Below are 12,262 nucleotides of genomic sequence, written 5' to 3'. Positions count from 1 at the left end.
TGCCGACCTCCTGGGGTGGGTGGGATCGCCGGACGTCAGGGGCGCAGGACCGCCCCGTCCTGCAGGGGCCGGGCGGTGCGCCGGTACACCGAGAGCCAGCCGGTCTCGGCGTGGTCCGCGGCCGGGGCCGGGTCGCGGGCGGCGAGCTCGGCGGGATCGACGAGGACGTCGCAGGTCCGCGCCCGGAGGTCGATCCGCACGAGGTCGTCGTCGCGGACGCGGGCCAGCGGGCCGCCGTCCGCGGCCTCCGGGCGCACCTCGCCGACCACCACGCCCCGGTTCACCAGGCCGGAGAGCTGCCCGTCGGTGACGACGGCGACCCGACCGGTGAGCCCGGCCCGGTCGAGCGCGAACACGATCTGGGAGGCCATGCCCATCCCCGGGCGGCCGTGCGGGCCGAGCCCCCGCAGCACCACGACGTCGCCCGCCGTGAGGCGTCCCGCCGCGAGCAGCGCGAGCGCCTCCTCCTGACTGTCCGCGCACCGGGCCGGCCCGGTGAACTCGTCGGGCCGGGTGGCCGTGCCCACCGGCGCGTCGGCGGCGAGCTTGACGATGCCCCCGTCGGGGCAGAGCGACCCGCGCAGGACGAGGACCAGCGGTCCGTCGACGACGGGCTCGGTCGCCGGCCGGATCACCGACCGGTCCCGGGAGGCCACGCCCGCGAGGTCCTCCGCGAGGGTGGCGCCGGAGACGGTCGCCGCGGTGCGGTCGATGCGGTCCCCGAGCTCGGCCAGGACGGCGGCCGCCCCACCGGCGGCCTCGAACTCCTCGATCGAGCGCGGCCCGTTCGGCCGGACGTCGGTGAGCACGGGGGTGTCGGCCCCCGCCGTCGCGAACAGGTCGAGCACGTCGAGGTCCAGCCCGGCCTCGACGGCGACCGCCTGCAGGTGCTTGACGGTGTTGATCGAGGCGCCGACGGCCAGCGCCACGCGGACCGCGTTCCCGACGGCGGCCGCGGTGATCAGGGCGCGGGGCCGCAGGTCCTCATGGACCATCGCGACGATCCGGGCCGCGGCGGCGTCGACGGCGGCCCACATCGCGTCGGAGCGGGCCGCGACCGGGGTGGTCCCGGGCAGCGCCATCCCCAGCGCCTCGGCCACCACGTGCATCGAGTTCGCGGTGCCCATCCCGGCGCACACGCCCGGTCCGCCGACGGCGACGTCGCTCATGGCGGTGAGCTCGGCGGTCAGCGTCGGCGAGGGCTCCCCGCAGGCGTGGAGGAAGACGTCCTCGATGTCGCAGTGCTCGCCGCGCAGGCGCCCGGCGGGCTGGTAGCCGCAGGCCACGACGATCGTCGGGACGTCGAGGCGGGCGGCGGCCATCAGGTGGGCGGGCGTGGTCTTGTCGCAGCTGGCGAGGCAGATCATCCCGTCGAGGCGCGCCCCCTCCACCGCGACCTCGACGTCGGCGACGATCAGGTCGCGGGAGGAGAGCACGTAGCCGCCGCCGTGCCCGGCGGCGTGCAGGAAGTCGCTCGGCGCGACGGTGCGCGCCTCGAAGGCGAGCCCGCCGGCGGCGCGCACCCCCGCCTTGACGCGGGCGGCGATCTCGTCGAGGTGGGAGAAGCAGATCGCCATGTCCGAGGAGGAGTTGACGACCGCGATCTTGGGCTTCTCGAGGTCGGCGTCGGTGAGGCCGAGGGCGCGCCACTGGGCACGGCGCGTGGCCCAGCGGACGCTGCCCGGGGCGTGGACCGAGCGCAGGGGCCGGGCGGCCGACGGGTCCGGCTCAGTCATCGACGTTCACCCGGACCCGGGCGACGAGCTCGCCGGCCCGCTCGGCGGACACGGTGTGGACGCTGCCGTCCGGGCCCGCCATGTCGAGGGCGTGCGCGGCCGCGTGCCCCATCGCGGCGCACGGCCCCATCACGCGGACGCTGGACAGCGCGGCCGCGTCCCCGTCGATGCAGCGACCGGCCGCGAGGACGTTCGTGACGTCGGGGGGCGCCATGGAGCGCAGCGGCACGTAGTGCAGGTGGTCCGCGTCGAAGGTCTCCCAGACGTAGCCCGCGGGACTGTCGTGCAGCTCGATCGGCCACGCGGTGCGCGCGACGGCGTCCGGGAAGCGGATGCCCGCGCGGACCTCGTCGACGGTGAGCTGGTGGGCGGCGGCCACCCACCGCGTCTGGCGCCGGCCGGGCAGCCCGTAGGCGCGCACGGCCGCCTTGCCGAACACCTCGGGGAACTCGGCGCGCAGGAAGTCGACGACCCGGTCGGCCTGGGCCTTGCCCTCCAGCTGGGCCTCGGCGGCGGCGATCGGGTCGAGCGGGGCCTCGATGTGGGTCATGTTGAGCACCGCCGTGCCGCGCCCCGGGAAGAAGAAGGCCAGCCCGTCGTGACGGCGCAGGCCGTACTCGGCGGCCTTCGCGTCGACCCGGGCCGAGAGGTCGGCCGGGTCGGGGGCCGCGGTCTCGACGAGGTTCTCGACGACGAGCTGCTGGCTGCCGTAGATCTCCCGGTCGGGCAGCCGGCACGGCAGGCCCGCCGCCCAGCACAACGCCGCGTCCCCGCTGGCGTCGACGAAGCCGTGCGCGCGGACGTCGACGGCGCCGAAGCGGGTGGCGAACCGGGTGCCCACCACCCGGTCCCCCTCCCGGTCGACGCCGACGAGCGACGCCCCGGTGAGGACCTTGATGCCGTGCTCGCGGACCGTGTCCTCGACCCACCGGCCGAGCCGGACCTCGTCGTAGCCGACGGTGGTCGTGTGCCCGACCCGGTAGAACAGGTCCCCGCTCGCGCCCAGGTCGGCGAGGATGTCGTCGAAGATCCCGTGGGTCAGCCGCCGGTGCTCCGGGGCGTTGCCGAACACGCCGCAGAACAGACCGATCAGCGAGTTCACCATCTGGCCGCCGAGGACAGGCAGGGAGTCGACCAGGACGACCGCACGGCCCAGCCGCGCGGACTCCACCGCGGCCGAGACGCCGGCGATGCCCGCCCCGACGACGCACACGTCGGCCGTGACCACGTGCTCGGGAGCGTCGGTCGGCCGGGCCGGTCCGGGTCGCACGACCGTGCGGACCGGGAGGTCGGTGAGCGGGTGCGGCATGGGTCACAAGCTAGGAGTGACGTGAGCCATGACGGAAATAGACAACCGACCTGAGCGATCATCAACCGCACGAATAACCGCAGCTCAGCGGGTCAGAGACGGGCGGTCAGCTCGACGAGCAGGGCGCGCAGCCACTGGTGGGCCGGGTCGCTGTCGTGGTCGGCGTGCCACCACAGCCGCTCCTCGATCCCGGTCGGCCGCTCCTCGTCGTCGACCCGCGGACACTCGCGCGTCACGAGCCCCAGCCGCGGCGCGACGTCCCGGGCGAGCCGGTCCTGGACCAACGCGACCCGGTCGGTCCCGGCCACGAGGTGGGGCACGGCGAGGTAGCTCTCGACCCGCACCCGGGTGTCGGGCTCGACCCCGAGACGGGCCAGCTGTCGGGTGAGCGGGGCCGCGGTGGAGAAGCCCCGGTCGGGCGCGAAGGGGACGATCCACGGCAGCACGGCCAGTCGGGCCGGGGTCAGATCCTCCTCGGCCGCGGGGCTCGCGGCGTCGAGCAGGAGGACCCAGCGGTCGGCGAAGAGATGGACCGAGCGCAGGTCGGGGCGGTCGAACCGCGGGGCCGCTGGGGCGACCATGCCGTCGATCAGCCGGATGCGCTCGCCGATGTCGTTGGAGAACGACTCGTGGACCAGGCGCAGCCGCAGCTCGACCCCCGGTGCCCGGTCCGCGAGGGCCGAGGACAGGGCCGTCCCCAGCACCGCGATGGTGTAATCGGCGACGAGCAGGCTGAAGCTGCGCCGCGAGGTCGTCGGGTCGAACCGGTGCCCGGTGCCGAAGAGGCGTTCCGCGGCGGCGCACACGCCCTCGACCTGGTCGGCGAGCTGTGCCGCGAGCGGGGTCAGGACGTATCCCCCCGCGTGCCGGACGAGCAGCTCGTCGTCGAAATGGCGACGCAGCCGGGACAGCGCGGCACTCGCCGCGGGCTGCGTCACCCCTACCCGGGCGGCCGCACGGGTCACGTTCCGCTCGCGGAGCAGCTCGCGCAGCGACACGAGCAGGTTGAGGTCGAGGTTGGCCAGATGGGTCGACGGTGCCCGCACGGCGACAGCCTCCTCGGCGGGGACCGGCGCCGTCGAGAACCGGCCGCGCTTACCTGACGTCCACGTCACCTCGGGTTGTCGGGTTCGTCCGGCGACCGGAGGATGGTCACCCATGACGGTCGACCGCACGCGCCTGCTCACGCAGCGCCGCCACGTCGACCTCAAGCGGATCACCACCTGCGCCTGTCCGAGCTGATCGCCGCCAGGTGCTCTGCAGGTGAGCACTAACGGTCGCTATAGCGACCGTTAGTGCTCACGAGCGCGGAGCGCACATCGTCCAGCCCGGAACGGACTCCCCTATCGTGATCACCGCGCACTGGTTCCTGCCCACCTACGGCGACTCCCGCGGCCTCGTCGGCGGTGGGCACGGCATGGCCGCCTCGGCCGCCGGCACGCCCCGCGAGGCGTCGCTCGGCTACCTCGCCCAGATCGCCCGCGCCGCCGAGACCCTCGGGTTCGAGGGCGCGCTCACCCCCACCGGGGCGTGGTGCGAGGACGCGTGGCTCACCACCGCGATGCTCGCCGCCGAGAGCGAGCGGCTGAAGTTCCTCGTCGCCTTCCGCCCCGGCGGCACCTCCCCCACGCTCGCCGCGCAGATGGGCGCCACCTTCCAGCGCCACTCCGGCGGTCGGCTCCTCGTCAACGTCGTCACCGGCGGCGAGCCCTCCGAGCAGCGCGCCTACGGCGACTTCCTCGACAAGGACCAGCGCTACACCCGCACCGGCGAGTTCCTCGACGTCGTCCGCCGCCTCTGGGCCGGCGAGGAGGTCACGCTCGACGGCGAGCAGGTCCACGTCGAGGGCGCGCAGCTCGAGCGCGTGCCCGACCCGGTGCCGCCGATCTACTTCGGCGGGTCGTCGCCGAAGGCCGGCGAGGTCGCCGCGAAGCACGTCGACGTGTACCTGACCTGGGGCGAGCCGCCGGAGCAGGTGGCCGAGAAGATCACCTGGATCCGCAAGCTCGCCGCCGAGGAGGGCCGCGAGGTCCGGTTCGGCATCCGGCTGCACGTGATCACCCGCGACACCTCCGACGCGGCGTGGGCGCAGGCCGAGGAACTGCTGCGCGGCATCCCCGACCACATGATCGAGAACGTCCAGGCCGGGCTGTCGAAGAGCGAGTCGGTCGGGCAGCAGCGGATGCGGAGTCTGCACGACGGCGGGGCGAAGACCGCCGGGGACCTCGAGGTCTCCCCCAACCTGTGGGCCGGTGTCGGCCTGGTGCGCGGCGGCGCGGGCACGGCGCTCGTCGGCAGCCATGCCGAGGTCGCCGACCGCATGGTCGAGTACCACGACCTCGGCATCACCGAGTTCGTCCTCTCCGGCCACCCGCACCTCGAGGAGGCCTACTGGGTCGGCGAGGGTCCGCTGGCCGAGCTCGGCCGCCGTGGGCTCTGGACCCCGGCCGCCGGGTCCGAGGCCGCCCGCGCCCTCCACGCCCCCGCCGCGTCCGTGCCCTTCGCGGGGTCCTCCCGGTGACCGCGACCGCCGAGACCGCTCGTCTGGCGACGACGAAGGAAGGCCGCACCGTCCTCGCGGCGTCCCTCATCGGGACGACCATCGAGTGGTACGACTTCTTCCTCTTCGCCACGGCCGCCGGGATCGTCTTCCCGCAGCTCTTCTACGGCAACGGCGACCCGACGGTGGCCACGCTGCTCTCGTTCGCCACCTTCGCGATCGGCTTCGTCGCCCGCCCCATCGGCGGGCTGATCTTCGGGCACATCGGGGACCGCGTCGGTCGGCGCAGCACCCTCATCGTGACGATGGCCCTGACCGGACTCTCGACCGCCGCGATCGGTCTGCTGCCCACCTACGCCGCGATCGGCGTGGCCGCGCCGATCCTGCTCGTGCTGCTCCGCGTCATCCAGGGCATCGCGATCGGCGGCGAGTGGGGCGGCGCCGTGCTCATGGCCGTCGAGTACGCCCCGCCGGGGAAGCGCGGCCTCTACGGCGCGACGCCGCAGATCGGGCTCGGGCTGGGACTCGCGCTGGGCACCGGCGCGTTCGCCCTGCTCGGCGCACTGATGGACGATCAGGCGTTCCTCGACTACGGGTGGCGCATCGCGTTCGTGGCCAGCGTCGTGCTCGTGATCATCGGGTTCGTGGTGCGCCTCGCCGTGCTCGAGACCCCGGCCTTCCGCCGCATGCAGGAGTCCGCGGAGGTGTCGCGCGTCCCGGTGGTCGACGTCGTGCGCGACCCGGAGTCGCGCCGCAACCTCGGCTTCGGTCTGCTCGCCCGCTGGGCCGAGGGCGCGTCGTTCAACACGTGGGGCGTCTTCGTCCTCACCTACACCGTGTCGACGCTGAAGCTGCCGCGCTCGGAGATGCTGATCGCGGTGACCGTCGCCGCCGTGGTCAGCGCCTTCGTCGTGCTGCTGGCCGGGTTCCTCGGCGACCGCATCGGCCGCGGCCGGGTCTTCGCGATCGGCTGCGCGATCCTCGCCGTCGGCGTGTTCCCGGCGTTCGCGCTGCTCGGGACCGGCTCGACGGTCGTCGTCGGACTCGTGCTGATCGTGATGCTCGGGATCTCCTACGGGCTGACCAGCGGCGCCGAGTCGACGTTGTTCGCCGAGATCTTCCCGACGAGGACGCGCTACACGGGCATGTCGCTCGCCTTCCAGGGCGGCGGGATCTACGCCTCCGGGCTCACCCCGCTGATCCTCACCTCGCTGCTCGCCCTCGGCGGCGGCGCACCCTGGTACGCGGCGGGCTACCTGTTCGTCGCAGCGCTGGTCAGCATCTGGGCGGCGTTGAAGGCTCGGCCGCTGGAGCACCTGTGAGGCAGTGAACGAGCGGCACTGTCGCACACCTGGATGCTGCGAAAGTGCCGCTCGTTCACGACGGTGGGCCGGTCCGAGTGCTCGTTGCCCGCAGACGGTCGGCGGCGAGGAGCAGGGCCGCGCACGCCTCCTCCACGTCGGTGGCCGTGAGGTAGGCGCAGGCGATCGTGACGGCGGGCACCGCGTCGGAGGGGCCCAGGGTGAGCTGCTCGTCGAGGGCGGCGCGCAGGGCGGTCTCCACCGTGCGGCAGCGCGTCCACCGCTCGCGGGTGCCCTCGACGTCGAGCGCCCGGAGCTGCCGGAGCCCGGTGGCGACGGCCCGCGCGAGCGGGTCCGGCACCGCCGGTCGACGTGGACGCATGGTGGCGGTGGTCGTGGCAGGACGGGACGTGGGCACGAGAATCCTCACGGAGGGGCGGTCCGCGGACGGACCGGCGGGTCGGGCGGCGAGCTCAGCTCGCCCGACACCCCGCGGAGACGACGCGCAGCAGATCGACGTACGTGCGGCGCACGAGTCGCGATCCGGGTCCCACGTCATCACTCTGACACGGCGCCGCGCCGGTCCACCAGGCCCTGCGATTCCGGCTCGGTGATGACGGCCGGGTGCGTTGCCGGTTCGCCGGCGGGCGCCCAGGGTGGCCGGATGGACGACGAGCTGCGCACGGTCCTCGACCTCGAACTCCGGCTGCTCGACCTCGACGTCCGGCGGTCCCGAGAGCTGGCGGGTCCGCTGATCGACCCGGATTTCCGCGAGTACGGGGCGTCCGGGCAGGAGTGGGACCGCGAGTCCGTCCTCGCGGTCGTGTTCGCCGCCGACCACGAGCCGTTGGAGGTCTCCGACGAGGCGGCGGTCCGACTCGCGGAGGACGTCGTGCTGGTGACCTACCGGACCCGTCGTCAGGAACGGACGACCTTGCGCAGCTCGGTCTGGCGACGGGAGCCCGGCGGGCCCTGGCGGGTGCTGTTCCACCAGGGCACGCCGGTCCCCGCCAAGACGTAGCGAATTCGGACGCTCGGACCTCGGTTCCGACACCTTCTCGGGACCCGGCGTGCTGCCGGCGGGACCATCCGAGTCGTGGCGACTTGGATGATGTGGTGCGCTCGGCGCCGGTGGCCGGCCGGTCCGATCGCGGATCCGCCGTGGCGCGTCCGAGTCGCGCTGACTCGGATGATCACGTGCCGTCGGCGGGACCTCCCGGCCACCACACCACGGAGATCCCGCCGGCGCACCACGGACCGGCTCCGAGGGCGCGGGCCGGCCGGCGGTGGGCCCGGAAGCGTCAGCTGTACCAGGTCGGCTGGGGCAGCTCGCCGGTCAGTACGAAGCGGCCGACCTCCCGGCGCTTGTAGGCGACCGGGTCGTGCAGCGAGTGCGTGCGGACGTTGCGCCAGAACCGGTCGAAGCCCAGGGAGGCCCGGGTCGCGCGGGCCCCGGTGAGCTCGAAGATCGCGTTGGAGGCGGCGAGGGCGACGTTCGTGGCGACCGCCTTCACGGCCGCCACCCGGACCTCGTGCTCGCCGCGCGCCTGCTCGGTCAGGGCGTCGGGGTCGCGGTGGATCTCCTGCTGCTCGTCCGCGACGGCGTCGGCGAGGGCCTCGGCCGCCCAGAGCTTCGCCGTCAGGTCGCCGTAGCCGTCGACGATGTACGGCTCGTCGGTGGCGCGCTCCTGGCCGCCGTGCAACCACGGGCGCGTGGTGGTGCGGGTGTACTCCGCGGCCGTGTCGAGCGCGCCGCGCGCGATCCCCAGGTAGAAGTTGACGAACACCAGCTGGATCACCGGGACGTTCAGGGTGTTGTAGACCCGCGGCTGGTAGACCTTGTCGCGGAACCCCGCCGCCGCGGCCCACGGCACCCGCACGCCGTCGATGGTGACCCCGCCGGACTCGGTCAGCCGCTGGCCGATGTTGTCCCAGTCGTCGTGGTAGACGATGCCCTCCTGCTTCGAGGGCACGATCGCGAAGACGTGGGTCTCGGTGCCGGAGACGACGCCCTCGAGCACGGTCACGTCGGAGACGTTGCTGCCGGTCGAGAACGACTTCTTGCCGTGGTAGACGAGCTCGTCGCCCTCGTCGTGGATCACCACGTCGTCGTCGCGTGGGTTGACCGCCCCGCCGAAGAACCACTGCTCGGCCGTCGCCTGCGTCTCGACGGCCTCGATCTGCTCAGGGGTGCCGACGAGCCGCGCGGCCCAGAACCACAGGTAGTGGTAGCCGAGCAGCTGCCCGATCGAGCCGTCGCCGGCGGCGACCTCCCGGGTCACCCGGTACGCCAGCGGCCACTCCTGGCCACCCCCGCCCTCCGCCACCGGACCCAGCAGCGTGACCAGGCCGGACCGCTTGAGCACGGCCACCTCGTCGTAGGGGGTCGCTCCGGCGGCGTCGCGCTCCGCGGCGTCGACCTCGAGGATGCGGCGGACCAGGCGGGCCCGCTCCAGCCACTCGGCGGGCGTGGTCGGGGTCGGGAGGGCCGCGAAGTCGGCACCGCCGTCGCGGGCGGCGGTCACGAAGGGCTCGAGTACCTCGGTCATGGGTGTCCTTCCACCAGGGGTGCGCGCGACGTCGGCGCGCGCGGGGACGGGCCGCGGGGCGCGCACGGCGGTGCGGCCCCGGGCCGGGGAACGGCGTGCGGGGACGCCGGGGAGATCGCGCGGACGACGCGCGTGGAGCGGCGCACTCAGAGGGCGCCGGGGACCGTCGAGGTCAGGGGCGACAGGCGCTGGAGCAGACCAGCAGCAGGTCGACGTGCAGACGCGACGTCAGCAGTGCCGGGATCAGCACCTCGGTCGGTCGGGTCACAGCCATCACCGAACCGGGGCCCCGCGGCCCTGTCAACGGATCTCTCCCCGGAGAGAGGTCGCGGTCACATCCGCGTCCTCCCGGCTTGCTCCGACTACGCCCGAGTGATGACCGTTGCCCGGCCGGGCGACGATGTGCCCGATCCCCCTGACCCCCAGGAGCTCTCCCATGGCGGACACCACGTACAGCAAGACCGAGATCGTCGGCACCTCGGAGAAGGGCGTCGACGACGCGATCCGCGGCGCCATCTCACGCGCATCGGCGACGCTGAAGGACATCGACTGGTTCGAGGTGACCGAGATCCGCGGGCACGTCGAGGGCGGCGAGGTCGGTCACGTGCAGGTCACCCTCAAGGTCGGGTTCGCGCTCACCGACACGAAGTGAGCCGGGTCCGCGCCGAGGTCGCCCGCCGCGAGGCCGAGGGCCGACCCCGCGGCGTGGACACGCTGTCAGCCGCCTGACGTCGACCATGATCACGTCGAGTGGACCGTCATGGCTGTTCCGGAGACCGACATCAGCCCTGACCGTCCCCTCGACGTGATCATGCTCGGGCGGGGACGGCGTCGGGCTCACGCACGCCGGAGCGCACGGCCACCGGGAACACCAGCGCCGCCCATAGGGCCACGACGACGCTGTCCCACGGCGCCGGCAGCACACCGAGCCCGTCGAACGAACCGAGCCCCGACAGCAGGATCAGCACCAGCAGGTGCACCATCAGCCAGGCGCCGCGGCGCAGCTCCTCGACCAGCGACCCGGCGCGTTCCCGCCGCCACAGCACCACGAACAGCGGCACCCCGACGAGGGTCAGCGGCAGCGCCAGACGCAGGTCGGAGAAGCCCGACCAGTAGACGAACAGCGTCGCCAGCACGAACGACACCGGCGCGATGACCCGCAGCCCCGGGACCCACCCGGAGAGCCGCCCGGGCTCCCGTCGTCGGAACACCTCCGCGGCGACCGCGGCCGCGAGGTAGAGCAGCAGGTACAGCGTGCCCATCACCGACACGATCGACTGCCAGCCGGAGAAGGGCAGCAGGTAGACCACGATGACGGCGAGATTGAGCAGCAGGGCCCGGCGCGGGATTCCCGACGACGGGTGCACCGCCATCAGGGCCCGGGGCAGCAGCCGGTTCTTCGCGAGCGCGTAGGTGTGGCGCGCGTCGACCGCGACGCCGACGAAGGCCGAGCCGCCCGGCGAGACGACCGCGTCGCCGTAGAGCACGGCGGCGAGGAACCCGAGGTTCAGCGCGACCGCGAGCTGCCCGAACGGCGACTCGAAGTTCACGCCCTGCCAGCCGGCGCCGAGGGCGTCCGCGGGGACGGCGCCGAGGAACGCGAGCTGCAGCCCGAGGTAGAGCAGCAGGGCGAGCCCGATCGAGCCGAGCACCGCGAGCGGCACCGTGCGCTGCGGGTTGCGCGCCTCGCCGGAGAAGTCGACCGGCGCCTGGAACCCGTTGAGCGAGTAGACGATCCCGCCGCCGGCCAACGCGGAGAGCACGGCGCCCCAGCCGTAGGGGGCGAAGCCGCCGTGGTCGGTGAGCCGGGCGGAGTCGAAGCCGGAGGCCAGCAGCAGGACGACGGTCAGCAGCGGGACGGCGACCTTCACGACCGTCACCGCCGTGTTGACCCGCCCGAACAGCTTCACGCCGAACCAGTTCAGGGCCGTGAGCAGCACCGACAGCACGACGGCGAAGAGCACGCCCGCGCCGGTCAGCGCGTCGTCGGCGTAGAGCCAGGGCAGATAGTAGCCGGCGTACTGGACGATCGCGGTCAGCTCGGCGGACGTCGCGCCCACCGAGAGCAGCACCGAGAACCCGATGACGGTGCCGGTGAGCCGACCGCTCGCGTAGAGCGGCCAGCGGACGGTCCCGCCGCCCTCCGGCCGGGTCGCGCCGAGCTCCACCATCACCAGCGCGACGAGCGTGACCAGCACGCCCGCCACCAGCCACGCGACCAGGGCGGCGGGCCCGGCGATCTGCGCGGCGTAGAGCGCGGCGAACAGCCAGCCCGACCCGACGATGTTCGAGAAACCGATGGCGGACAGACCGCCCACGCCCAGGTGGCGGCGCAGGCGGCCCTCCTCCGCGGCGACCTCGTCGCCGACCGTCGTACTCACGGACCGCGGACTACCCCGTGCGGGCGGGGCGCACCGGACCGATGTGGTTCCCTGCTCACCCATGAGGTGGACCTGGCCCCGGCTCGCGGCGACGGCCGCAGGCGTGTTCCTGACGGCGGGTGTCGCGACCGTCCTCGCGGTGGGTCTCCCGACGACGGATGCGGTCCCGGCCCCGGCGGCGGTGCTGCCGGCCGCCGGGGCGCCGATCGTGCCGGCGGGAGTCGCACCTCCCACCACCGCTGCGCCGACGCCGGTCGCCGACGACGCGCCCGACCCGACCACCGCCGCCCCGCGACGGGCCGCGGCGCCCGCGGGCGACGGGTCGGACGACGGACCGGACGACGGACCGCGCGTCGCGCCCCGACCCGACGTCGGGAAGGCATCCCCCGGGAAGGACGACGGGCCGGGGAAGGACAAGGGCAAGGGCCCGAAGGACGACGGCCCGGGCAAGGGACACGGGAAGGGTCACGGAAAGGACCACTGATA

At 73.8% G+C, this 12,262-nt stretch carries 11 protein-coding genes; 5 read left to right on the top strand and 6 right to left on the bottom strand.

Features of this window, described 5'->3' with window-relative positions; all coding sequences use genetic code 11:
* Nucleotides 1-35: 35 nt before the first annotated feature.
* The 3 genes from BJ983_RS00930 to BJ983_RS00920 form a co-directional block, all read right to left on the bottom strand.
* Nucleotides 36-1,736 (bottom strand): dihydroxy-acid dehydratase domain-containing protein, encoded by a 1,701-nt coding sequence (locus BJ983_RS00930; protein ID WP_179792075.1) that lies wholly within the window; start codon nucleotides 1,734-1,736, stop codon nucleotides 36-38.
* Complete coding sequence (locus BJ983_RS00925) at nucleotides 1,729-3,045, bottom strand: FAD-dependent oxidoreductase (RefSeq protein WP_179792074.1); 1,317 nt, start codon at nucleotides 3,043-3,045, stop codon at nucleotides 1,729-1,731. The genes BJ983_RS00930 and BJ983_RS00925 overlap by 8 nt, the downstream gene beginning before the upstream one ends.
* A gap of 92 nt (nucleotides 3,046-3,137) precedes the next feature.
* The gene (locus tag BJ983_RS00920; protein ID WP_343053588.1) at nucleotides 3,138-4,091 is read right to left on the bottom strand and encodes a LysR family transcriptional regulator; all 954 of its coding nucleotides are present in this window, start codon (nucleotides 4,089-4,091) and stop codon (nucleotides 3,138-3,140) included.
* A gap of 299 nt (nucleotides 4,092-4,390) precedes the next feature.
* On the opposite strand from BJ983_RS00920, the gene BJ983_RS00915 reads away from it, so the two are divergent.
* On the top strand, nucleotides 4,391-5,566 hold the full coding sequence (locus BJ983_RS00915) for an LLM class flavin-dependent oxidoreductase (protein WP_179797236.1): 1,176 nt from the start codon (nucleotides 4,391-4,393) through the stop codon (nucleotides 5,564-5,566).
* Nucleotides 5,563-6,867: an MFS transporter gene (locus tag BJ983_RS00910; RefSeq protein WP_179792072.1), complete on the top strand. Its 1,305-nt coding sequence runs from the start codon at nucleotides 5,563-5,565 to the stop codon at nucleotides 6,865-6,867. The genes BJ983_RS00915 and BJ983_RS00910 overlap by 4 nt, the downstream gene beginning before the upstream one ends.
* A gap of 55 nt (nucleotides 6,868-6,922) precedes the next feature.
* Here the strand turns inward: BJ983_RS00910 and BJ983_RS00905 are convergent, their stop codons facing one another.
* Nucleotides 6,923-7,207: a hypothetical protein gene (locus BJ983_RS00905; RefSeq protein WP_218890042.1), complete on the bottom strand. Its 285-nt coding sequence runs from the start codon at nucleotides 7,205-7,207 to the stop codon at nucleotides 6,923-6,925.
* 303 nt (nucleotides 7,208-7,510) lie between these two features.
* Between BJ983_RS00905 and BJ983_RS00900 the strand changes: the two genes are divergently transcribed.
* Complete coding sequence (locus tag BJ983_RS00900; RefSeq protein WP_179792070.1) at nucleotides 7,511-7,867, top strand: nuclear transport factor 2 family protein; 357 nt, start codon at nucleotides 7,511-7,513, stop codon at nucleotides 7,865-7,867.
* Between the two features lie 280 nt (nucleotides 7,868-8,147).
* Here the strand turns inward: BJ983_RS00900 and BJ983_RS00895 are convergent, their stop codons facing one another.
* Nucleotides 8,148-9,395 carry an acyl-CoA dehydrogenase family protein gene (locus BJ983_RS00895; RefSeq protein WP_179792069.1) on the bottom strand — a complete coding sequence of 416 codons (1,248 nt, stop codon included), beginning with the start codon at nucleotides 9,393-9,395 and terminating at the stop codon, nucleotides 8,148-8,150.
* A gap of 436 nt (nucleotides 9,396-9,831) precedes the next feature.
* Between BJ983_RS00895 and BJ983_RS00890 the strand changes: the two genes are divergently transcribed.
* On the top strand, nucleotides 9,832-10,047 hold the full coding sequence (locus BJ983_RS00890; RefSeq protein WP_179792068.1) for a dodecin: 216 nt from the start codon (nucleotides 9,832-9,834) through the stop codon (nucleotides 10,045-10,047).
* Nucleotides 10,048-10,204: 157 nt separating this feature from the next.
* Here the strand turns inward: BJ983_RS00890 and BJ983_RS00885 are convergent, their stop codons facing one another.
* Nucleotides 10,205-11,776, bottom strand: a complete 1,572-nt coding sequence (locus BJ983_RS00885; protein ID WP_218890040.1) for an amino acid permease — start codon at nucleotides 11,774-11,776, stop codon at nucleotides 10,205-10,207.
* Nucleotides 11,777-11,837: 61 nt separating this feature from the next.
* On the opposite strand from BJ983_RS00885, the gene BJ983_RS00880 reads away from it, so the two are divergent.
* The gene (locus tag BJ983_RS00880) at nucleotides 11,838-12,260 is read left to right on the top strand and encodes a hypothetical protein (RefSeq protein WP_179792066.1); all 423 of its coding nucleotides are present in this window, start codon (nucleotides 11,838-11,840) and stop codon (nucleotides 12,258-12,260) included.
* Nucleotides 12,261-12,262 lie beyond the last annotated feature (2 nt).

The sequence above is a fragment of the Actinomycetospora corticicola genome, from assembly GCF_013409505.1.
GTDB lineage: Bacteria > Actinomycetota > Actinomycetes > Mycobacteriales > Pseudonocardiaceae > Actinomycetospora > Actinomycetospora corticicola.
This window is presented reverse-complemented; position numbering and strand designations above follow the sequence as displayed.

Coding starts and splice junctions, on each gene's coding strand:
- BJ983_RS00930 (WP_179792075.1), bottom strand. CDS start 1,736: ATGACTGAGCCGGACCCGTCGGCCGCCCGGCCCCTGCGCTCGGTCCAC.
- BJ983_RS00925 (WP_179792074.1), bottom strand. CDS start 3,045: ATGCCGCACCCGCTCACCGACCTCCCGGTCCGCACGGTCGTGCGACCC.
- BJ983_RS00900 (WP_179792070.1), top strand. CDS start 7,511: ATGGACGACGAGCTGCGCACGGTCCTCGACCTCGAACTCCGGCTGCTC.
- BJ983_RS00895 (WP_179792069.1), bottom strand. CDS start 9,395: ATGACCGAGGTACTCGAGCCCTTCGTGACCGCCGCCCGCGACGGCGGT.
- BJ983_RS00890 (WP_179792068.1), top strand. CDS start 9,832: ATGGCGGACACCACGTACAGCAAGACCGAGATCGTCGGCACCTCGGAG.
- BJ983_RS00880 (WP_179792066.1), top strand. CDS start 11,838: ATGAGGTGGACCTGGCCCCGGCTCGCGGCGACGGCCGCAGGCGTGTTC.